This is a genomic window from Enterococcus sp. AZ141 (genome assembly GCF_051714385.1).
GTDB lineage: Bacteria > Bacillota > Bacilli > Lactobacillales > Enterococcaceae > Enterococcus_D > Enterococcus_D entomosocium.
In genome coordinates, this window is the sequence record NZ_JBIORT010000001.1 from 2,147,122 (window position 1) to 2,168,473 (window position 21,352).

Sequence of the window (21,352 nt, forward strand, 5' to 3'; positions counted from 1 at the left end):
ATTTAAGGAAAGGAGATCATCTATTGATCACATTAAAATCCCCACGAGAGATCGAACAAATGAAAACTTCTGGTCGTATCTTGGCAAGTATTCACGAGCAGCTACGGGAAAAAATCGTTCCCGGTATCACCACGAACCAAATCAACGCCTTTGTCCATCAACAGATAGAAGCTGCAGGGGCAACAGCCGCGCAAATTGGGTTTGAAGGCTATGAATTTGCGACGTGTATCAGTGTCAATGAAGAGATTTGTCATGGTTTCCCTTCAGAATATGTTTTAAAATCAGGCGATGTCGTCAAAGTCGATTTTTGTGTCGATTACAAAGGAGCAATTTCTGACAGCTGTTGGACATATGCTGTAGGAGAGATTTCGCCAGAACATCAAGCACTGATGGAAGTAACGAAAGAAGCCTTGATGAGAGGCATCGAGCAAGCACAGGTTGGCAACCGAGTCGGCGATATTGGTTATGCGATCCAAAGCTTCGCTGAAGAAAAAGGGTATGGTGTCGTGCGGGACTTTATTGCTCACGGCATTGGCCCAACCATTCATGAAGAACCATTCTTTCCTCATTTCGGGTTACCTGGCAAAGGAATTCGTTTGAAAGAGGGCATGACGATCACCATCGAACCGATGATCACGACCGGCACTTGGCGCATGAAGATGGACCCAAACGGCTGGACAGCACGCACGATTGACGGCAGCTATTGTGCCCAATATGAACATTCGATCGCCATCACCAAAGAAGGTCCTGTCATCATGACGTTGCAAAAGGAAGAAACGTCATCATCACTTAATGTCTTTGAAAAATAACTGTGCGGAACTTCTGTATCATGTAGATTTTCCACATCTCTTAAAAGGGCTTACCTAACTGATGGTACGCCCTTTCGATCTGTGCTTTTTTCAAAAAGATCGTAAAAGAACTCAGTAATCAACGAGTGCTTGTCTATTCATATTGGTATTTTTGATGGAGTCGTTCATATAGTATATCGTGTCCTTAGTTGTTTTGGGGTGATTTAAACAAACTAGAGAATGATCTTTTTTCTACTTAAAATGAAAATGAGATTGGAGAGTCAATTCTGATTCATCAGTCCCATAAATTATAGCGCCTTTTTTATAGATTAAGAAAAGAGGGGCAGGAACTTAAAATTTTGATCTCTATTTTATTAATATTTTCATAGATCATTAGTACTAGCGATCTATGAAAATATATTAACTTAAGTTTACAAATAATAATACTTTATATGTCAAATTTCAATAAAGCATAAAAAGACTAGCCATATAGAGCTAGTCTTTTTTATATCTTATTTCTTGTAACCTTTTCTACTTTTAAATGATAAACCTAACAGACTTAGACTAGCCAAAACAAAACCAATGATTCGTAAACTTTCTTGAAAAGTAAAAGAGTCGGCGTCTCCTGTTTTAGGCATCATTGCTAGGCTTGAAGATTTTAAGAGTGTGGATTTCACGTCATGCCTTGAAGACCTAGTAGGCAGGGGAATCGTCTCTCTATTTACCTGATTTTCTTTTTTTGTTAAAGATTGCGCTGTTTGTTTACTTTCAGATTTCATGAGCGCTGTTTTGAATTGGATTGTTTTAATTGTTTGCTTTTCTTCAGAAGTCTTAGGGACAGGTCGGCTTGTTTTCTGTTCACTTAGTTGTTCCAATTTCATAATTACTGGTTTTTCAATAATTGGTACTCTACTAGCTTGAATAAACTGATTATGATCAAAAGGGTTTAAATTTTTAGGGATATCTCCATCGATAAGTGATGGCTGTTTTTCGACTAGTACATTAGTTGCAGGAGTAATCTTTTCTGTATTTGTAGAGAATGTATTATCAATTATAGTAGTCGCAAAAGTATTGATTGCTTGCATAGAAAAATTAAAAGTATTCATTTGTGGAAATTTTTTAATAGGAACATTTATTGTCATTTCTACTGGTTGGCTAGGTATCATACTAGGTACTTCTTTTAGCTGTTTATTTATTGGATCCTCGTATTTTTTATTCGGTACTTTTTGCTCAGAGACAGGTTTAACTGGTGCGATATACTCGGCTTTTGTAGGAACAGCAGGAGTAGCAGGAACCAATTGAACCGGTGTATTCGGCTGCAAATCAGGCACGTTTATCACAGGAGTAGCAGGAACAGCTGGCGTATTCGGTACTTTTTGCTCAGAGACAGGTTTAACTGGTGCGATATACTCGGCTTTTGTAGGAACAGCAGGAGTAGCAGGAACCAATTGAACCGGTGTATTCGGCTGCAAATCAGGCACGTTTATCACAGGAGTTGCAGGAACAGCTGGCGTATTCGGTACTTTTTGCTCAGAGACAGGTTTAACCGGTGCGATATACTCAGCTTTTGTAGGAACAGCAGGAGTAGCAGGAACCAATTGAACCGATGCATTCGGCTGCAAATCAGGCACGTTTATCACAGGAGTTGCAGGAACAGCTGGCGTATTCGGTACTTTTTGCTCAGAGACAGGTTTAACTGGTGCGATATACTCGGCTTTTGTAGGAACAGCAGGAGTAGCAGGAACCAATTGCACAGGCGTATTCGGCTGCAAATCAGGCACGTTTATCACAGGAGTAGCAGGAACAGCTGGCGTATTCGGTACTTTTTGCTCAGAGACAGGTTTAACCGGTGCGATATACTCGGCTTTTGTAGGAACAGCAGGAGTAGCAGGAACCAATTGAACCGATGCATTCGGCTGCAAATCAGGGACATTTATCACAGGAGTAGCAGGAACAGCTGGCGTATTCGATACTTTTTGCTCAGAGATAGGTTTAGCCGGTGCGATATACTCGGCTTTTGTAGGTACCGATGGTGCAGATGGGGTTTCTTGCTTAATAATCGGCGGTGTTTGATTAGGTTCAGCAGGCGTTAAAGACTGCTCAGGTTTTTGCTGACCGGGAGTATTCGGTGGTGTAATGATACCGTTATCCCCTGAAGTTTGGTTATACCATACATTATTATCATTAACCCAAGTTTCACCATTTTCACTGGTGGCTTTTTTTTGTGTTTGATCAGTTGTTACATCAACGCCATTGATGGAGTCTGCATTGGCTTGAGCCTCAGTCGCGATTACGGTAGTTATGCTAGCTAATATGATTGATGTGGCAATGATTTGTTTTTTCATGATTAAAATTTCTCCTCAAATTCGATTTGTGATTGGTTTTTCTCGTAGAAATACAAGTATCTTGTCTAAGAACTTAGAATAAGATAGTCAATCCACGGCAAAATAAAAGACAAATCTCCATGAACACCAGTGAAAATGGAAGTAAATACTGAATGGTATTTAAATTCAATGAATTATTTCATGAAAATTTCTTGATTCTGTCTGACAAAACTTATCATATAAGGTTTTGGCTTATTCTACATAGAAGGTCTTAAATTTAGTACCTCAATGATAATTATGGTGAATGCTATTATATTATTTATTGAAATTCTTGTTCTAAAACAGCCCATTGTTTCTTCTTTTGTTTCTAGTAATCATATTCTTACTTGTATTCAAAGATAATAAGGACAAAATGGTTAATTAATTTTTCTGAATATGTGTGTACATAAAGATGATTAATATCTCTTTTGTAACTCAATTCCATGAATAACAATAAACTTCCAAAGTCATATGTTCTTTTATAAGTCCTAAATTAAAGACTTTTTTTTCTTTGACCAAATTCAAGAGGTAAAATAAATGGAAATTCGCAGACTGCTTTTAAAATGACAAGTAGAAGAGGAAACATTTTGAATAAACGAATAGGTATTGTGCGGATCTCTTAGAATAAATCTGAAAGGAGATAACAAGTGACAATAAAATCAGCTAACGAATATTTCTTATTTTTCGATGATTTTTTCGAAAAATATAACTATCCATTAATTAACGAGTACTATATAACGACAAAAGAAAATTTCATTAAATTGATTCAGAATATTTCTACCAAAAATGCGTTTGCAACCATCAAAGAATTGGTACGAATCGATGCTAAGTTGCAAATTTTATCTAGTTTAATTGATGACAATATTTTCAAATTATCTGAAACTGAAATAATAAGATTGGCAGAAATAGATAGCGGAACTTACTATGAAGAAATATTCAGGATGGATGGAATGACAAATATTAGTAAGATTCACTCACTTATACTTCTATAAAATAAATGACTTCAGGAGACTGTTCAAAGTGAATTTTATTCAGATAATATAAAATTTTAATATGCGATTTAAATATATATTTACAATAAAAAGACAGGTCAGAACTTTACTCTCCTGACCTGACATTTTTATTTATGACGGGTTGCTTTTTTATTATTTACCTCAAAGTTTATTATCTATTGAGCATAATACTTTGAATAAACCTATTTAATGTTAGGGTTCATGATTTACAGTTTGATATTAGAAGAACTAAACAAATTTATGAATTACCTTGATTCACTTTTTCTGTTTGATTCTTATTGGCGTCATCGACAGCTTTTGCTGCATCATCGCTACCTTTTAATGCTTCTACACTATCTTTATTACTGTCAGGAAGCACATTGTGCTCAGACAGGATACTATCAACTGCAGTTTTAAGTGCGCCTAGTTGTTCATCTTTTGCAGCTGCTACGGCACTTCCTTTATCTTCAGCAGTTTTTTTATCAAGAGCTGCACTGGCTTGCGCTTCTGTGACAGCGTTATTGGCATTTGTAAGTTGTGTTCTTAAATCAGTAATTGTGTTATTTGCCGTTTCGAGATTATTTTCGACAGCTTTCTTCTCATTCTCAGCTTTTATTTTATCAGCTTCTGCTTTTGCTTTATCTACTAACGCTGTTGCCAAGTCTGTCTTAGTGCCGCTTAAAGTTCGGGATAAGGCATGAACACCTTGGTAGATAGCTTCTGTAGTTGCCGTGGAGTCACGATAAAGTGCAGTGCTGGCTGCAAATGTTGTAACACTCCCGAATATTGTACAAAGTAAGCCAGTGGCTATTAAAGATTTTGATAATTGCTTTTTTTTCATGTTCTAAATTCTCCATTTATTTATTTTGTTGCAAAATCTATTTTAGGTTATTTTAGGTTCAAATTACCTAAAAAGACAGATATTTCATACTTCAAAAAAGTAAAATATAGGTACATATAATATAAATAATGATTTATCTATATGATCGTATGTTTCATTTTTAGCAAGCACGATAATGCTGGGAAAATTAGTTGTCCTTGGTATAGTATCAGTCTTTCTCAATCTTCCTGGTATTCAATATGAATATGTTATAATTAAAATACAAAACTTTACAAAATTTTGTATGAAACAGAAAATTAGTATGTATATTTATTTTTCCCGAGAAGGCTACCATGTTTGAATAGTTTTAAAATAATAATCAGATAAAAATAAGGAGGTTGGGTAAATATGAAAAAACAATCAGCTAATTTCTTGTTATTGACTACTATAGGAATTGCTTTGATTTATCAAATTTTATCTTTTATAAATTTTCCCGAGCTACTTCATGTCGTTTTTGGAACGGTTTGGAATTTAGTATTTGCCTTTATTGCCGGGTATTGTTTATTAAGAAAGGACTTTCTAAATCAGTTCAAGCACTTCAACTTTAAATCATTCGCCTGGGGATTACCTCTTGTTTTGTTTTCTGGAATGCTTTTTTCATTCCTCTATTCATTAATTTTTGGGCAACCTACGCCGAATGCGATTAATGATACACTTTCAGTAAAAATGATTTTGTTTCAAGTGCCCTTTATGCTGATGGGAGAAGAACTATTAAGTACAAATATCCTAATCGCTCTTCAGAAAAAAGGCCTTTCTTTTTTCTGGTCAACAATTATCTGCAGCATTCTTTTTGCATTCTGGCACATTCCTGCGTATGGATTTCACCCTATACAATTAATATTCACCCTAGCACCGGCTAGGTTAGCACTAAACTATGTATGGGAGAAATCATCTAGTGTTTGGGTGAGTTGGATCTGTCATTTTATCTATGACTCGCTAGGCTTTATTATCTTTTTTCTCAAATAGTGTTTTTTTAATTCCTATATTGATATATAGACGAATAAGAGAATTAGCAAGAACTTGCTAGTTCTCTTTTTTTCTATTTATATAAAGAACCTTATTGTTCAATACATGACTCGTAATAGTTATAAAAAAATTATTGTTTCGAATTTTTCGGTCTCATATTTAATACCTGATGATCCAAAAAAAGAAAGATTACTATAATAAGAAATATAAGAAGTTTTTTAATACAATCTTATGATAGGAGGATAATAAATGTATGGAGAAACGTTAAGGAAAATTCGTCTGAAAAAAGGGTTAACTCAAAAAGAAGTGTATGAAAACATCATATCAAAATCATATGCAGTAGAATTCGAAAAAGGAAAGCATCAAATTTCTACTTATATATTGCTTGAAATTTTACAGAATCTATCTATAGAAATAGACGAATTTTTATTTATTGCTAATAACTATAATATGAACGAAAAAACGTATTATGATTGTACGTACAGTAAGCTAGCCAACAAGCATGATATTGAAGGTCTAGAAGATTTATTAAAAACATTAAAAAGTAGGGAAGGTAGATTAAATGATATTAGAATAACTGAAGTAAGGTCTCGTCTCCGAATTTTACGAAATTTCAGAGACAATGGTGTTTATGATACAAATGTGATTTTACAAGAAGATAGACAGACTATTTTAACCTACCTAATTGAGAGGGAAAGTTGGACACTTCAAGAAATTAAGCTTTTCGCTAATACGCTAGATTTGTTAGACAATGAATCAATATTTATTCTTTTTAAAAGAGTTTCTCGTGTGCTTGAATATTATGCCGATCTAGAGAAGGGGAAAGAAATATATTGCGCATTGATTATAAATTTATTGGAATATACATTTAAGAAAAAGCAATACGACTATACAGAAATATTACTTATCCAATTGGATCTTTTATCATCCAACTATAAAGAGTTTTTTTATAGAACCGTTTATAATTTTTTTGAGGGACTCTTGGTAATGAAAAAACTTGATCAAGAAAAGGGAAGAGCTATTGCAGAAAATATGTTAGATATTATGAAAAAATTAAACCAAGAACCACTAGCGAAGTTGTACGCCCTTTTATTGATTTAACGGATTTTTTCATAGATGATAATAAATCCATTACTTGTTAAACTGAACCAATCATTTAAATAAATTAAAAAGCAGGAGGAATATAAAATGAAACAATTTGGCAGTTCAATTTTCTTTTTTTTATTAGCAGTAGTGCTCTTTATGGTTAGTAACTTGGTAGGGTCGCATCTGGACTCAAGAGGATTTGTTGTAGAGCCAGCATTCTTTTGTATACCACTAGGATATTTATCAATCTTTATTTCAATTTCTATAACTACTACTAAGCTATTAAGAAATAAATTAAAGACTAAATGATACAGATGAGATGTTTTTCACGATTAGGACTTCTTGTTTTTAATCTAAACGAAAGAAAAAGAGGAGCGAATGAGATGTATCCAAGTCATTCACTCCTCTTTTTCTTTCATCTTATAGGTTAAGTCACTATAATGATCAGAAAACAAATTGTATAATAAGATCAAATATTATTTTAAAGAAATTTAATGAATAATATGCTAGCATACATATTTCTTTGTTGATATGGATGAGAGAATCTTGAATGTGAGAGGAGTACTATATGTACGGAGAAACTATAAGGGAAATAAGATTAAAAAAAGGATTTAGCCAGAAAGATGTATATGGAAATATTATATCTAAATCATATGCTATTGAATTTGAAAAAGGAAAACATCAAATATCAGCCAATATACTGATGCAAATATTAGACAATATTTCTATGGACATTGATGAATTTATGTTTATTTCTAATGGATACCAATTAAATGAACAGAATAACTATAATTATATTTATAATAAACTGGCGAACAATCAAGATATCAAAGGACTCAAACATCTTTTAGAAGATCTGCAAGTAAAATCCGGCAAGTTAAATGGAATTAGAATTGCTGAGGTCAGATCTCGGATACGCCTCTTAGAATATTTTGAAGAGTATGGGGAATATAATACCAAAGTAGTTTTAGAAGCTGATAGAGATACCATTTTAACCTATCTGATCGATGTGGAAAGTTGGTCTCTGCAAGAAATTCAACTATTTACGAATACACTCGAATTTTTAGATAGTGAAATTATTCTAGTTTTTTTTAAAAGAGTTTCAAAATTGATGGAACGTTATGTGAAACTTGAAAAAGGAAGAGAAATATATTGTGTTTTGTTGATCAACCTAATTGAATATACATTTAAAAGGCAGCAGTATGACTATACAGAAGTATTATTAACACAGCTAGATTTACTATCAACCGATTATAAAGAATTTTTTCACCGAACGGTATATAAGTTTTTTAGCGGGTTACTATTAATAAAAAGAGGGCCTGAGCAAGAGGGAAGAGATCTTACACAAAAAATGCTTCAGATAATGAGAGATTTAAATCAAGACTCTTTAGCTGAGCTTTATTCACAATTAGTTTCATAATTATATAGGGCATGTAGTTTTCGATTGTGCATCTATTTAAAAGTAGATATTAAGACTTAAATTAGAAAGCTATTTAAGTTTTAAAATACTATGGTTTATTTTTCATTCTAAATATGTTTACTAATTTGAATTAGATGGTCAAATTAGATGAATTTGCCCAAATAGGAAGCTGAAGGTATTTAAAGAGAATTATGATTTATATTAATTAAAGGGATAATAACTATAAACATAGTTGTCAATAACTTATTTTGGGAATGAATATTTATATAGAAATTGTTGGGAAGTCCATTATATCGGACTTTTTTTATTTTCTTCTTAAATAGCCTTATTATAAGATTTACATTGTAAGGAAAGAGGAAATCAAATGGAAGAATTAACATATAAAACATACCGATGCGGATCCCTTAAGTTCAAAAGCCCAATCGATCAGAAACGTCAGAAAGAAATTGAGAGAAAATGTAATCGACAAGAGGTTCAAAAGTTAGCACAGATACTCTTGAAGCAAGAGTTATTATTAATAGGAAATTAATCTATGAAAAAATCAACTCTTTCATCTGTGATTGTATCTGGTATAACTTGCGCATTGGTAATTTTATTTGGCTATGTCTTGGCAAAATCGGAGCACCCAATAAATCGGTTTGTCGAGGCGATGAAGGAACCAACGTTTATGGAGTCTATTGGGAGTACCGAACAATCAGGAAGGAGCACAAGCGAAACTATGGCGCCATCTACATCGGAGCCGCAATGGTATAACCAAGCAGAAAGTTTGATATCGGATTTTCATGAACGGATGACTTTGGCACAAAACCAAAACACTACTTTCAATATTGGCGCCACTGTCGACGAGTTAGAACATGCTATTCAACTGATGGCACGGTCTAATCAAGATAGTGGCATGTTATTAATCTATTCTAGGTAAATATTATATGACCACGGCTACCCTACAGATAATCCAAATTTTGTTGAAGACTTAATAACAAGAGCATTTCATAGTGCTGGGTGGCAAGTTGCGCCTAATGAAGAAGGTTTCACCGAATCAAGCAACTAATCATAGTATGATATTATACAATTTTGATTTTTAAGAATGCGACAGAGTCTAATTTATGTATTTTGTTCTTGTTGTGAGATAATATTGGTACAATATTATTGAGGATCAGAAACTTAATAATTTTTGATCCTTTTTCTATTCTTCATTTCAAAATTCCTTTAGTAGCTCAATTAGTTAGGATAGAAAGATCCTAATTTAGGACAGCAGAGTAAACTTTTAAGAACAATTCTTTTTACATGAATTTAGGTGCTTCGACAAAAGGATAATTATGTATATACTCCGTCGTGATATATCTTATACTATGTATATATAGAAAGAGGTGTCGCGCATGGAAATGTTACCTATAAAAAAATGGGGCAATAGTAACGGTCTTAGATTGCCAAAGTACATTATGGAGTATCTTGGCATTCATACTGATGACAAAGTGAAGATAATACAAGAAGAAGTAAACGGGCATAAGCGACTAATCATCGAAGCGGCAAATTCAGAAAACGAGTTAACGATTGAAAAGTTATTTGAAAATTACACTGCTGAGAGAAATCAGGTGGAAATTCAACGTTTAGGTGAAGCCGTAGGGAATGAAAGGTGGTAAAAAAACTAGACAAGGTGATATTTTGTTGTTGGATACAGCTCCTCGTTCTGGACATGAACAAACGGAAAAAAGGCCCTATATTGTTTTAAGTCATGACATGATTGCAGATTATAGTAACGTTGCCACCATTGCTCCGATTTCTAGTACAAGTAGAAACTATTCGTTATACGTAAGTATTGATCCAGATTATGGCATGAAAACAACAGGAAAAGTATTGCTAGATCAATTAACGACAATTGATTATGAGGCCAGAGCGTGTGTTTTTTTGGAAAAAGCGCATGAGAGATTGGTTGAGGAGTTATTGATGAAAGTTAGAACAATATTTCAAAAAGTAAGTAAATAAAAACAACATGATCATCTTATCTATGTTGACCATGCTGTTTTCTTTTATTCTATAGACAGTGTGTCCGTAAACTTATACTCCTTTGTAATCTTTGAGATAGCAACGCCATTCTCAAAAGCCTGAACGATTTATACGCTAACCCATACAAAAGCCAAAAACGTTCGAGGATTTCTCTCGAACGTTTTTTGGGCATCAAATTGGGCGAATCGGCGAAACTATGGTACAGTGCAACCAAACAAGGAGTGAGAGCCGCTCCTTCATGAGACAAAGGGGCAATGGTGATGAAGCAAACAACGATGGCGTGGCTGTCAGAAATCTATAATTTGATCTTGTATCCTGGCACGAGACAGTGGGAACGAGAACAACTGGTGCAAGCAAAAAATACACTGGAAACTCAGCTGGCGACCAAACAAAAAGCAGGCAAACACGAAAAGGAATCGTTAAATAGCCTTGAAGACCAACAGACCAGACGGGTTTTGGAAAAACTAGAAGCGTCGTTGCGTCCTTTGGCACTGAGAAACAATCTGACCCCGAATGTCGCCGAGTTTTATCAAACAATCAGCCAGCCAGCACCGAAAAAGGCAATGAATGAAGAAACAAGCAAAGTCCAACCAGCAGAAGTTTCCGTGGAGCCGACCGAAACAGGTGGAAAAGCACAAGAAGTGGCTATTTTTGCTGGCGGCTGCTTTTGGTGTATGGTAGAGCCTTTTGAAGACCAGCCGGGCATTCTTTCCGTTTTGTCGGGGTATACTGGGGGAACAGTCCTGAATCCGACGTATGATCAAGTACTAAGTGGAACAACAGGGCATGTCGAAGCAGTAGAGATCATTTTTGATCCCAAAATCATCACCTATCAGGACTTGTTACAGTTGTATTGGCAAGTGACAGACCCGACAGATGCTTTCGGACAATTTCAAGATCGCGGCAATTTTTATCGTCCAATCATTTTCTATACGACTGCTGAGCAAGAAGTGCTTGCGCAACGAGCCAAAAAGGAATTAGCACAATCTGGTTATTATCAGCAACCCATCGTGACCGAGATCCGCATGGCTGCACCCTTTTGGCCAGCGGAAAACTACCATCAAGCATTTTACAAGAAGCAGCCCAAGCGCTACCAGCGGATCAAGCGAGCGCGCAAGCAACTGATGCTTTTTTATAAACTGAAACGCTGGACAAACCGAGGGGAAAAACGATCATAGGCAGAAGATACATCAAAAAAGCGGGGCTCCGAGAAAAGGCCAGAGGATCAAATGAAGGCTCTTTTCTCCACAGGCTGCGCTTTTTTCTGCGCGTTTAGCCAATTGGATAAAAAACGAAGATTTATTTTAGAATAATGTCCAAAGAAAGCGTTAACAACAAGAATTATAATAGAGAAAGAAAAAGTGGCGAAAAAGGTCGAAAAAGCAGGCGTCTTTTGCTTGGTTCCTTTCTTCGAGGAAAGAAGGTGGGAAACACCAGAGAAAAATCAGCGGAAAAATCAATCAGCAACACCCCATAGCAACACAACATTTATTATATGAAGATTCATATAAGTTAGGAGAAATCTGATGAAAAAAAAGGGAACGTTCGTCTCACTGTTTATGGCTCTCATTCTTTTTATCTTTTCAGAAAGAACAGTGTTTGCGGCAGAAGCGATCAATGAGATCGTTGCACCAACTGGAGTCAAAGCATTTTTAGTACTGATTCCGTTAGTGTTAGTACTGGTTTTACTCTTTAAAAAAGTAGATATGATCATTGCTGGCTTGATTGCTGGGATATTGGCGATGATTATTGGCGGGATCAGTTTAGCTGAAGCCAATTCGCAACTGTTGGAAGCTATTCCGACGATGTTAAGTATTACGGTGCCAATCATCAATTCCGCTGTAGCGATGGCGGTCTTCAAAGCCGGTAGTTATACGGCAGCCTTAACCTTAGCCAAAAGAGGGACCAAAGGAAAAGTGGAATATGTGGCTGGTTTTATTGTCATCTTATTGGCAGCAGCGACTTATATGTCTGGGATCGGCGGCGGGAGTGCAATGGTGATCGCACCATTAGCATTTGCGGCGGTTGGGGTGGTACCCGAATTGATCGCAGCGATGTCGTTAGCGGCAGCTGTCTCCTTTACGACCTCTCCTGCCTCTTTGGAATCTAGTATCGTGTCTGAACTGGGCGGCTTTAGTGTCGCTTCTTATGTCGATCAAATGCGCCCATTTTGGTTGTTATTCGTTGGTTTGGCGATTTTATTGGCATTCTTCGGGACCAAGCGTCGTCATCTGGGCTTCAAAGAATCAGCCAACCAAGAGTACGAAAACAAAAGCAATGGCGAGTTATTCAAAACGACACTGCCTGCGATCTTCTTGCTTTTTGCGGTCATCTTTGGCCCGTTGATCAATGACCTGATCGGCTTTGTCCTCTTTACGCCGCTAGTTTATATGGTGGTCACGTTGGCGTTGATTTTTGTTTGTACCGACTTTTCGATGAATCAATCGGTGGAAGCGATGGTGGATGGGTCCACGTATATTTTGACCCGCTTGTTCCAAGTGGGGATCTTTTTAGCCTTCATCAACGTGATCGCTGAAACTGGGACGTTTGCTGTTATTGCCGGTGCGGCACAAAATGCCCCCGCAGCGATCGTCGTTCCCGTGGCGATCTTGACGGGTGTCTTGATTGGGATTCCCGCAGGTGCCTATGTCGGCTCCGTATTAACATTAGTGTTACCAGTTGCCGTTTCATTAGGCTTCCCAGTGTTAGCTCTTGGTTTTGTAACGATGGGGGTTGGACTCGGCAGTCAAATGAGTTTCGTCAACATTACGATGCAAGCTTTATCTTCTGGTTTCCAAATTCCGATTCTGGATGTAGTCAAAGGAAACGTGAAGTGGTTGAGTTTAGCAGCCGTATTATTATTAGTCATCGGCTTAGTGTTTGGCTGATGGATAGGAGGAAAACATGGATTTATTGATCAAGCAAGCACGTCTTGAAGACGATGCAGAATTAGTAGACATTGCAATTTCAAAAGGAAAAATCACCGCAGTTGCACCCAACATTGAAGAATCAGCAGCAAAAACGATTGAGGCGAAAGGCAAAGTGGTGATCCCCGGATTGATCGAAAGCCATATCCACTTAGACAAAGCCTTGATTGCCGATCGTGAACCTAATAATTCAGGTACATTACAAGAAGCGATCCAAGTTACGGCAAAGCTCAAACCGACTTTTACCGAAGAAGATATTTATGATCGAGCGAAACGTGCATTAGAAATGCTGATCGTACATGGCACCACTGCTGTTCGCACCCATGCCGAATTTGATCCGGCGCAAGGCTTCACTGGGTTTGACACCATCATGCGCTTAAAAGAAGAATACCGAGACCTGATCGACATTCAGGTCGTTGCCTTTCCGCAAGAAGGAATTTTTAAAGCACCCGGAACGGATAAAATGATGATTGAAGCGATGGAGAAAGGCGCCGATGTCGTTGGCGGCATTCCTTACAATGATGCGCCAGCCAATGAACACATCGACTTGATCTTTGAGATCGCCAAACAATTTGACAAAGACATTGACTTGCATCAGGATTTTGCTGACGAAGCAGACGATACATCGATCGTCTACCTGTGTGAAAAAACCATCGCAGAAGGCTACCAAGGTCGGGTATCTGTAGGACATTTGACTGCGCTGCACGCCATGGAACCGGATCAGCTGGCAGAAGTTATCGATTTGATGGTCAAAGCCCAAATCAATGTGATGCCGTTGCCTGCGACCGACTTACACTTAGGTGCTAGAAACGATGCCTACAACGTTCGTCGTGCCGTGACGCCGATTCGCAAATTACGTGATGCCGGTGTGAATATCTGCTTAGGCAGCAACAATATTCGTAACGCCTTTACGCCATATGGCAACGGTGATTTGATTCAAATCGCTATGTTGGCTGTGCCAGTGGCACACTTAGGCGGCGCCGATGACCTGCCGACGGTCTTGCCAATGATTACGACCAATACCGCCAAAGCATTAAATATCAAAGACTATGGGATCGCTGTTGGCAACCGCGCAGATTTGATTCTTTTAGATACCCAGAGAAAAGCCGATGTGCTGATCGATATTCCTGAACGTTTAGTGGTCATCAAAAATGGCCGCATCACCGTGGAAGTCAAAAAAGAAGTGACGATCCACCGTTAACAACAGGTCATGTTTTCTCAAGTAGTACGATTTATTCGTGCTACTTTTTTTGTCGTAATATAGTCGAAATAAAAAAATCATTTTCTAGTCATTTGTTCTTTTTTCATCTATGATAGAAAGAAAACCGCTATCACGGAGAGTTCGTTTAAGAAAATCCTGTCAAAACTGTTTGACAACGCCATGATATCAATGGATTTGAGCAGAAACCACAGCAGGTCTGCGTTAAGGTAGAAGAAGGAGGCCAAGATGACGATTGGGGAAGCATTAAAGAACCATCGAGTCACACAGCAAATGAGCCAAGAAGAAGTAGCGACAAAAATTTTAGTGACCCGTACATCGATCTCAAATTGGGAAACCGGCAAGACGGTACCAGACAGTTTGAATTTATTGAAACTGAGTACCCTTTATGGGTGCAGTGTCGATGAGCTATTAAAAAAGGAGCGAGCAGGAATGAAAAAGAGCTTTCGTACGATGACCTATGGTGCTGGATTGAAAGACGGAACGATGCGTTTGAAAATCGAGACTGATGCCAGCAAGTTTTTCCCACGAGGGGTTGAAGTCAAAGCATCCGTCGATTTAGAAACAGGAGAAGTGACCTTTTTTGTCGAGCAAGAGGATTTGAAAAAGCTGAAAGCAGCCACCGACGAAAAATAATTTTTTTATACAGATTTTTGCTAAATTTTGCTTGGACAAGAGAAAAAAAGTGATGGATAAAAAAACACGAGCCTACCTGCATCGTGTTTTTTTATGTGGGATGAAAGAGGACTGAGGCAATCGATGGCAGCTGATTCTGTTTTTTCTTATCTGCTATTTTCAAAGTTTGTAACGTTTAAGGGAAAGCGAAAAGACGTAAACGGATTCATACAATATATAGTGAATAGATCGATTTTTATCTAAATAAAGCACAATATGTAGTATTTACTTTTTTAATAGATTGTGTAAAATAGCAGGTGTAGTGAAGAAGGAGCTGTTGTTTTTGAGAGTAACTGTATTTTGCGGTACCCGTTTAGAAAATGAGGAAAAGTTGGCAAAGACCGCTCGTGCCATCGGCAATGCCTTAGCAAAAAATCACATCGAGTTGATTTATTGCGCCCCTTTGGCTGGCTTGATGAGGGAGATCGTTAATGGGGTCTTTGAAAAAGAAGGCGCAGTGACGGGGATCTATCCATCAGGTTCCTTTGCAGAAGATTTGCCGCCAATTGTCACTGGATCAAGCACATACACTGAGTTCTATACGGATACGAGGGAGGAGCAAACACAACAATTGCTGGAAATGAGCGATGCCTACCTTGTATTACCTGGTGGATTTGGTACACTAGAGGAGTTGTCATCAATATGCTCTTTTATGACTCTTGGGAAATTGCCAGTCAAGCCAATCGGTGTGTTGATGAACGAAGGCTTGAAGGATGGACTGAAGCCACTGCTAAAAATGTTTGAAGCTTCCAGCTTTGCTTGGGCTGAACTGCCGGAAACGCTCTTTTTCCTATCTGACGTTGAGTCGTTGATCCAACGTTTGGCGGCGAAGGGGTCAGGAAAGGAGTGCTTGGCAGGATGAAGCATGTCTATTTAGCTGGACCGTTTTTTTCAAACGAACAAGTCGCACGACTCAAACAGGTAGAACGCAGTTTAGCTGAAAACCCACAGCCTTTGGCGGTCTATCCGCCGCGCCTGTATCAAGAAGGTTCATCTGAACCCAATACACCGGAATGGGCGAGAGAAATTTTTGAAAAAGACGTGCTGGAATTGACACGAGCCGACGTCGTCGTTGCCGTTTTGGATTACCATGAAGGAATCACTGATCCGGGAACAGCCTTTGAAATCGGCGCAGCACACGTACTAAATAAACCAGTGATCGCTTTTCAGGAAAAAGCCGCGGCGGTCAATCTGATGTTGACGGAGTCGATACAAGCGTATTTGACTGATTTGACGGCACGAACAGCGTATGATTTTGAAAAGATGGCGCACCGAGCATTTGTAGGTGACTATATTTAATAAAGGATGGATGAATGTGTTATTAATCGCAGGTACGATCGGGGCAGGAAAAAGCAGTTTGACTGATTTTTTATCGAAGGAAATGGCGTCGAAGCCTTTTTATGAAAACGTGGAGGACAACGATGTTCTGCCATTGTTTTATTCCAATCCAGAACGATACGCCTTTTTATTGCAGATTTTTTTCTTAAACAAAAGTTTTTTAGGGATGCGAGAAGCTTTGTCGAATGATGACAATGTCATTGATCGCTCCATCTATGAGGACAGTTTGATGTTTCATCTAAATGCGGATCTAGGTCGAATCGCACCGATGGAGGTCGAACAATACGATAACCTGTTGAATACGATGCTGCGGGAATTGGAAGAATCGGCGCCGTTGAAACATCCAGATTTAATGGTTCATATCAAGGTTTCCTTGAATACGATGATCGAACGGATCAATAAACGTGGTCGTTCCTATGAACAAATTGCCAATGATCCGACATTGTACGACTATTACAAAGAATTGAATCAGCGATACGATGAATGGTATGAAAACTTTGACGTTTGTCCGAAAATGCAAATTGATGGGGATCAATTGGACTTTGTTGCCAATGAAGACAACCTCATGGTGATCCTCGAGATGATCCAAGAAAAATTGGCAGAAGTCCGTCAGACCCATGGCAAAGGCCACTATTGTACGGACAAAGCCATCGCAAAAGGTGATTTTTCCAAGAAAAATTAAAGCAGAGAAGCAACCGATGAATCTTGCCAGTTGGGTGAAAAGCAGTCTTCCCTGTCAGCTTTTTTATGATTAATCGAAGTGCTTGAAAACGGCGATTTTACAGGATTAAAGAGCAATCCTTGTTGTCAAACCAATTATTCAATGGCGTTTGCAGTAAACAAAAGGAAATTGGTCAGCACCGAAGACGCCGTTTTCGGTGCTTTAGTGTTTCAATTATCTATTGAGAGACATATTCGCGCCAGACACCAGTAGCAAAGGCAATGACTCGTGTTGGTGTATCAAGAGTCTGTCCATTGTGGTCACTAGGGTGAGTTACTAGCTGATTGAGTGCATCAAGTGTTATTCAAACGGGTGAATGCTGCGAAATACTAATAGTTGATACAATCACCAGCACTTCATTGAAGAATATTTTGCCGAAAAGTAGAGAGATTCGCTTGTAGTCTATTGCCAAGCGAATGCTTCTCTTTTTTTATTGGTAAGGGCTGTTTAGTGTGAGCGTTTGATTTGATCAAGGGGCATCGTTGCGAGGATTTCACAAAGTTTCTGAAAAAAATTTGCATATTCATCTTTTGCTTCGTATACTAGTTTAGGACGTTGCTTATAAAACGGCTGTATCATCGTACATATTTTTTGATAGGAGGAATTGCATGAAAGACAAACGAAAAGTCTTGCGTCCGTTAGGATCAGGGTTTGCGATGGCGGTTCCTTTGTTTATAGGGATCCTCGTTCAGGACCCTTTGATAAGTTCTGTGGGGGCGATGGGGGCTTTTTCCTACTTGGCTTTTCAACATCGGTCCCTTTTTTATAATCTGCGCGCCATTTTGACCCACGGGGCGGCGTTGCTGCTGGCCTTTATTTTAGGCGCTGGGACAGCACTGATTCCTTGGAGCGCGCCTTTTATTATCGGTGCTTTATCGTTTTCCACGTTTTTGTTGTCAAAAGTGATGCGGATCCCCAAGCCGGATTATTTCTTCGTGTTGATGCTTTATGCCACCGGCTTTAACTTTCACGCCGCTCATCTTGGAGAAATCTTGCACCACAGTTCCTATTTGCTTTACGGCATCGCAGGCTCATTGCTTGCTGGACTGGTGATTTCGTTAGCTGAACAGCTACCGTTGAAAGAAGAAAAAACGGCCTTTCAACAACTGAGCTTGCACGAGAAATATTCGCTGGCATTATCTCAGCAACCAGAAATGGTCATCAAAGCACTGCACTTTTCTTTGATATTGTTTATTGCGACCTACATTGCCTATCTGTTGCGGGACAGCAACGGGTATTGGATCTTGATTTCCGCTGCTGCCGTATTGGCAGGGGAACATATGGAAAAAATCAAAAATCGCACGATCGGCAGGGTACTGGGAGGAATCGTAGGGCTGCTGCTGGGTTTCTTATTGATGTCCTTGCATATGCCCCTTGAAGCGATCGCAGTTGTCTTGATCATTCTAAACATATTGACGGAGTTTTTTATGCCAGTCAATTATACCGTTGCTAATTTCTTTACCAACCCACAAGTCCTGCTGTTAATGACGATCGGTACTAGTTTTACGCCACTGAAATTGATCCCATTGCGTTTTTCAGGGGCATTGATTGGCAGCGTGCTGGCAATGCTGTTGATCTTTCTAATGGATTGGGCAGTAAAGCAAATGGAGCAAGCGCTGGGAAATAAGCCAGAAGACACGACGGATCAAACACAATAGAATGCACCATCATCGAAAAGCAAGAGCAGCTGCTCTTGCTTTTTTTGCATCTGATCCTCTATCTAAACGTTTTCTCCATCGGATAGGAAAAATAAGGAAAATATGAAATAATCGAGCAAAGATTCCTATTTCGAAATAGAAGCGTTTACATTTTTGCAAACTAAAGTGGCAGAAACATCTACTTTTTTTGTTGTAAGCGAAATCATATACTCAAATCAGAGAAGGAGAGAAAGTTGTGAAAAAACGAATCGTAGATGTTTTGCATCGCCTGTTGGTGACTGATTATCCACTATCCATCGAACAACTGGCAGAAGAGACCGCAGCGAGTGGGCGGACGATCCGCAATGATTTGAATGAGATCAACACGTTTCTTGCTGACTTACACATCCGACCGATCCAAACTCTTCGAGGAAAGGGCATCCTTTTGAAACTGACCTCGAAACAGCAAGCCATCGTTTGGCAGGCATTACACGCACAACAGTCGGAATATATGACCCGTGAAGAGCGTCGTTTTGATCTGCTGCTGCATCTGACCTTTTCAAATGAGATCCTGGTGTTGAATAAAAAAGAAGAAGCGTACCAGATATCAAAAAGCAGCATGGATGAAGACATGCGCCGTTTGCGGGCGGACATCAATAAATATGGCATTGAGATCATCAGCCTAGGAAAAAAAGGACTGCGGTTGAATGGATCGGAACGAGCGATTCGGACGATGATTTTTGACATCATCAATCAGCGGATCGGTAGGTTGCCACTTGATAAACAGACCCCAGATTTAGTCTTTACTAAATTGCTTTATCGCTATTTGCCGCAAAAAGAAATCAAACAGATCCAACTAGTGATGCAAGCAGTGTTGCCGCCAAATCAAAATGAGTTGTATAGCAGCCAAATTTTATTGTTTACCGCCATTTGGCTGATGCGTATCAGAATGAAGGAATTTATCACTCGCATGAACTGGTCTGCTTCCAGCAATCCGCTCCAAGGGTCAGCCTATATCCAGGCGATCGCTGAAACCTTTTCGATCGAGCCACCAGAAATCGAAGTCAACTATCTTTCTTTCATCATCGAGTCACTGAACTTTAAAGATTTGTCCAATTCCATCGAATGGGCGCATGCGCAACTTTTGTCGCTGCAGCTGATCCAATTTGTGGAATGCCAAACCAAGATCCCTTTTAGTAAAAAGGAAGAAGAGCTGTTAGAGGGATTGTATAAACATATGGCAGCGCTGATCGTTCGAGCCAAGAGCGGCATTCAAGTACCCAATCCGATCAAAGAGACTGTTCGCAAAAATTATGGACAAATCTACCAAGCCGTCAAGGGCTTCGCCCCCACGATCGAAGAGATCGTCGGTCAACCACTATCAGAAGATGAACTGACATTTCTCGTGATCCATTTTTCTACAGCCCTAAGTTCATTGAACCACGAAATCATTACGAGCTATAAGGCGGTCGTCGTCTGTAACCATGGAATGGCAACCGGCAATCTGCTGGCAGCCAGCCTCAAGGAGAAGTTTCCAGAAGTAGAAGTTGCGGCAGTCTTGAATTCACAAGAAGTCAATTTGATTACGAAATTCGATGTGGATCTGGTTTTTTCAACCTATGAGATCGATTATCGAGAAAAGCCGGTATTACTGATCCCACCGATCATCAATGAAGAAAATCACCAAGTGATCCGCCGTTTCTTAAACAACAATGAACAATTCAAACGGATCGCCTTTGACCAAAAAAATGCCACGCTGTTCTTCAATCAGTTGCTTACAGTCATTGAAGAAAGCGGCGGGACAGTCGATGCTGCCGCCTATCGCAAATTGACACACTTGTTTGAACAAAATCAATTAGCCATTAATGCAAGGGAGATTCAGCCAATGTTAAAAGATGTTTTATCCGCTAATCATATTCAATTAAACGTTCCTGTTCAAAATTGGGAAGAAGCCATTGAACGCTCTGCGCAGCCGCTAGTAAAAGAACAGATCATCGAAAAACGCTATATCGAGGCAATGGTTGCGGCGGTGGAGGAATACGGTCCTTATATCGTCATCGGCAAACATTTGGCGCTGGCGCATGCCCGACCAGAAGATGGCGCCCAGCAGTTGGGTGTGAGTGTCCTCACCTTGGCGCCGCCAGTCGCATTTGGGAACCCAGAAATGGACCCCGTCAAAATCATTTTTTGCTTGGCTGCGGTGGACTCCTACTCTCATCTTGCCATCATGAAGGAATTGATCGAACTGATCAATGACGAAGAAAAAGTCACGCAGTTGCTGGCTTGCTCTACGATTGAAGCGTTTCAATCATTGCTATTTTCATAAAAAATAAGAA

The 21,352-nt window shown here is 38.9% G+C and carries 21 protein-coding genes; 19 read left to right on the top strand and 2 right to left on the bottom strand.

Annotation, left to right across the window (positions count from 1 at the left end):
* Window positions 1-23 precede the first annotated feature (23 nt).
* Window positions 24-809 carry a type I methionyl aminopeptidase gene (map, locus tag IGI89_RS09970; RefSeq protein ID WP_438735600.1) on the top strand — a complete coding sequence of 262 codons (786 nt, stop codon included), beginning with the start codon at window positions 24-26 and terminating at the stop codon, window positions 807-809.
* Between the two features lie 491 nt (window positions 810-1,300).
* Here the strand turns inward: map and IGI89_RS09975 are convergent, their stop codons facing one another.
* Window positions 1,301-3,133, bottom strand: coding sequence for a hypothetical protein (locus tag IGI89_RS09975; protein WP_438735601.1), 1,833 nt, complete (start codon window positions 3,131-3,133; stop codon window positions 1,301-1,303).
* 665 nt (window positions 3,134-3,798) lie between these two features.
* Here IGI89_RS09975 and IGI89_RS09980 point away from each other — a divergent pair.
* Entirely contained in the window at window positions 3,799-4,143 is a 345-nt protein-coding gene (locus tag IGI89_RS09980) for a DUF7006 family protein (RefSeq protein ID WP_005234616.1), read from the top strand.
* 259 nt (window positions 4,144-4,402) lie between these two features.
* Here IGI89_RS09980 and IGI89_RS09985 read toward each other — a convergent pair whose 3' ends face one another.
* The gene (locus tag IGI89_RS09985; RefSeq protein ID WP_005234617.1) at window positions 4,403-4,984 is read right to left on the bottom strand and encodes a hypothetical protein; all 582 of its coding nucleotides are present in this window, start codon (window positions 4,982-4,984) and stop codon (window positions 4,403-4,405) included.
* A 387-nt stretch (window positions 4,985-5,371) separates the two neighbouring features.
* On the opposite strand from IGI89_RS09985, the gene IGI89_RS09990 reads away from it, so the two are divergent.
* The 17 genes from IGI89_RS09990 to IGI89_RS10070 all read left to right on the top strand — a co-directional run bounded on the left by IGI89_RS09990 (window position 5,372) and on the right by IGI89_RS10070 (window position 21,342).
* The gene (locus IGI89_RS09990) at window positions 5,372-5,989 is read left to right on the top strand and encodes a CPBP family intramembrane glutamic endopeptidase (protein WP_430607113.1); all 618 of its coding nucleotides are present in this window, start codon (window positions 5,372-5,374) and stop codon (window positions 5,987-5,989) included.
* Between the two features lie 249 nt (window positions 5,990-6,238).
* Window positions 6,239-7,090, top strand: coding sequence for a helix-turn-helix domain-containing protein (locus IGI89_RS09995; RefSeq protein ID WP_438735602.1), 852 nt, complete (start codon window positions 6,239-6,241; stop codon window positions 7,088-7,090).
* Between the two features lie 87 nt (window positions 7,091-7,177).
* The gene (locus tag IGI89_RS10000) at window positions 7,178-7,384 is read left to right on the top strand and encodes a DUF3955 domain-containing protein (RefSeq protein WP_194188424.1); all 207 of its coding nucleotides are present in this window, start codon (window positions 7,178-7,180) and stop codon (window positions 7,382-7,384) included.
* A gap of 259 nt (window positions 7,385-7,643) precedes the next feature.
* The gene (locus tag IGI89_RS10005) at window positions 7,644-8,495 is read left to right on the top strand and encodes a helix-turn-helix domain-containing protein (RefSeq protein ID WP_438735603.1); all 852 of its coding nucleotides are present in this window, start codon (window positions 7,644-7,646) and stop codon (window positions 8,493-8,495) included.
* Between the two features lie 364 nt (window positions 8,496-8,859).
* Window positions 8,860-9,024, top strand: coding sequence for a hypothetical protein (locus tag IGI89_RS10010; RefSeq protein WP_194188423.1), 165 nt, complete (start codon window positions 8,860-8,862; stop codon window positions 9,022-9,024).
* 189 nt (window positions 9,025-9,213) lie between these two features.
* Window positions 9,214-9,414 carry a hypothetical protein gene (locus IGI89_RS10015; RefSeq protein WP_438735604.1) on the top strand — a complete coding sequence of 67 codons (201 nt, stop codon included), beginning with the start codon at window positions 9,214-9,216 and terminating at the stop codon, window positions 9,412-9,414.
* Between the two features lie 457 nt (window positions 9,415-9,871).
* The gene (locus IGI89_RS10020) at window positions 9,872-10,135 is read left to right on the top strand and encodes an AbrB/MazE/SpoVT family DNA-binding domain-containing protein (protein WP_087664981.1); all 264 of its coding nucleotides are present in this window, start codon (window positions 9,872-9,874) and stop codon (window positions 10,133-10,135) included.
* Window positions 10,122-10,478: a type II toxin-antitoxin system PemK/MazF family toxin gene (locus IGI89_RS10025; RefSeq protein WP_438735605.1), complete on the top strand. Its 357-nt coding sequence runs from the start codon at window positions 10,122-10,124 to the stop codon at window positions 10,476-10,478. Before IGI89_RS10020 ends, IGI89_RS10025 begins: the two co-directional genes overlap by 14 nt.
* Window positions 10,479-10,753: 275 nt before the next feature.
* A complete protein-coding gene (gene msrA, locus IGI89_RS10030; protein ID WP_438735607.1) occupies window positions 10,754-11,677 on the top strand; it encodes a peptide-methionine (S)-S-oxide reductase MsrA in 924 nt (307 codons plus the stop codon).
* A 348-nt stretch (window positions 11,678-12,025) separates the two neighbouring features.
* Window positions 12,026-13,387, top strand: a complete 1,362-nt coding sequence (locus IGI89_RS10035) for a hypothetical protein (protein ID WP_005225442.1) — start codon at window positions 12,026-12,028, stop codon at window positions 13,385-13,387.
* A 16-nt stretch (window positions 13,388-13,403) separates the two neighbouring features.
* Window positions 13,404-14,627, top strand: a complete 1,224-nt coding sequence (locus tag IGI89_RS10040; RefSeq protein ID WP_431410246.1) for an amidohydrolase family protein — start codon at window positions 13,404-13,406, stop codon at window positions 14,625-14,627.
* Window positions 14,628-14,873: 246 nt separating this feature from the next.
* On the top strand, window positions 14,874-15,281 hold the full coding sequence (locus tag IGI89_RS10045) for a helix-turn-helix domain-containing protein (RefSeq protein WP_086316416.1): 408 nt from the start codon (window positions 14,874-14,876) through the stop codon (window positions 15,279-15,281).
* A 322-nt stretch (window positions 15,282-15,603) separates the two neighbouring features.
* The gene (locus IGI89_RS10050) at window positions 15,604-16,182 is read left to right on the top strand and encodes an LOG family protein (RefSeq protein WP_008379089.1); all 579 of its coding nucleotides are present in this window, start codon (window positions 15,604-15,606) and stop codon (window positions 16,180-16,182) included.
* Window positions 16,179-16,619, top strand: a complete 441-nt coding sequence (locus IGI89_RS10055) for a nucleoside 2-deoxyribosyltransferase (protein WP_438735608.1) — start codon at window positions 16,179-16,181, stop codon at window positions 16,617-16,619. The genes IGI89_RS10050 and IGI89_RS10055 overlap by 4 nt, the downstream gene beginning before the upstream one ends.
* Before the next feature lie 16 nt (window positions 16,620-16,635).
* Window positions 16,636-17,340, top strand: coding sequence for a deoxynucleoside kinase (locus tag IGI89_RS10060; RefSeq protein ID WP_082741596.1), 705 nt, complete (start codon window positions 16,636-16,638; stop codon window positions 17,338-17,340).
* Window positions 17,341-17,987: 647 nt separating this feature from the next.
* Window positions 17,988-19,037, top strand: a complete 1,050-nt coding sequence (locus tag IGI89_RS10065; protein ID WP_438735609.1) for an FUSC family protein — start codon at window positions 17,988-17,990, stop codon at window positions 19,035-19,037.
* A gap of 235 nt (window positions 19,038-19,272) precedes the next feature.
* Entirely contained in the window at window positions 19,273-21,342 is a 2,070-nt protein-coding gene (locus IGI89_RS10070) for a BglG family transcription antiterminator (protein ID WP_139960051.1), read from the top strand.
* The last annotated feature ends 10 nt before the right edge of the window (window positions 21,343-21,352 follow it).